The following is a 1,400-nucleotide window of genomic DNA, read 5'->3' as shown; positions in this document are numbered from 1 at the left end:
CCGCAGAGGTAGCGGCCGACGGCCGAGCCGAGCCGCTCCCGGACCTCCGTCCCGGTGTCGGCGACCAGGACGAGGTGCGGCCGGTCGAGGTCCACGCCCAGTCGGCGGCCCCGCTCGGCGAGCAGCGCCGGATTGCGGCCCGCGTCGGTCAGCAGGTCGGTGACGAGTTCTCCGCGCACCCGGTTCTCGGTCTCGGCCACGGTGCGCCGCAGCAGCATGAGCAGACCGGTGACGACCCCGGCGCGCTCGAACATCCGCCGGTCGGCGTCCTCCAGCACGAGCCGCCGGTGCAGCACCATGATGGCCAGCAGTTCCTGTCCGGCCAGCACCGCGCAGATCCACCGGCCCGAGCGGGCCACCGCGCGGGCGGCCGCACGGGACTCCTCGGCGGCCGAGACCAGCCAGGCCGCGTCCATCGAGTCGGCGGCGAACGGGCCGCCGTCGTGCCGGACCGCGGCCAGCGGGCGGCCCGCCGGGTCGTGCACGGTCAGCGCCCCGTCGAGCAGTCCGGCCACCGCGGCGGCCACGTCCCGCACGCCCCCTCCGCGCAGCACGAGGTCGGTGAGCCGGTCGTGTGCCTCCTCGGCACGCTGCACGGCCGCCGCGTGGGCCCGCACCAGCTCGTTGACCTCGGCGAGTTCGGCGAGCGCGGCGCGGGTGTCGTGCAGGGCGCGGGCGGTGTCGATGGCGATGGCGGCGTGCGCGGCCAGCGAGGAGAGCAGCGCCACCTCGTCGGGGCCGAACGCGCGGGGGCTGCGGTCGGCGGCGAACAGTACGCCGATCACCGTGCGGTCGCCGCCGTGTACGGACCCGAGCAGCAGCGGCACTCCGAGGATCGCCACCAGGCCCTCCTCGAACACGCCCGCGTTGATGTTGCGGGTGTGCCGGAAACGGTCGTCGGTGCGGTAGTCCGGCGTCGCGTACGGGCGTGCGGTCTGCGCCACCAACCCGCCGAGTCCTTCGCCCAGTTCGAGCCGGAGGTTCTGGAACACCGGCGATACGGAACCGTCCGTGACCCGCATGTACGTGTCCCCCGCCTCCTCGTCCGGCAGTGTCAGGTAGGCGGTGTCGGTGCCCAGCAGCATCCGGGCCCGCCGGACGATGGCCTTCAGTACCTCGTCGAGGTCGCGGGAGGCGGCGAGGTCCCCCGCCGTGTCGAAGAGGGCGGTGAGTTCGAGTTCGCGGCGGCGGTGCGCGCGCAGCGAACCCCGTACCCGCAGGGCCGTGGCCACCGCCCGCTCGGTCTCCGCCAGGTCGGCGCCGTCGACACCCGCCTGCCGTGCCTGGCCGGTGACGGCGCCCAGCACCTCGGCGGGCGCGTCGTCGGCCAGCAGTTCCAGGAGGCGGCGCAGATGGGGGGCGGCGGAGGCGGTCGCGGTCCGCCCGGCGGACGCACGGCC

The 1,400-nt window shown here is 75.6% G+C and carries 1 pseudogene; it reads right to left on the bottom strand.

What is annotated here, in order from left to right:
• Window positions 1-1,352 (bottom strand): annotated as a pseudogene (locus tag IH13_RS0133620) (GAF domain-containing protein); the annotation flags it as partial.
• Window positions 1,353-1,400: the final 48 nt, after the last annotated feature.

The sequence above is a fragment of the Streptomyces sp. NRRL WC-3549 genome (assembly GCF_000721935.1).
In the GTDB taxonomy this organism is placed as follows: Bacteria; Actinomycetota; Actinomycetes; order Streptomycetales; family Streptomycetaceae; genus Streptomyces.
This window is presented reverse-complemented; position numbering and strand designations above follow the sequence as displayed.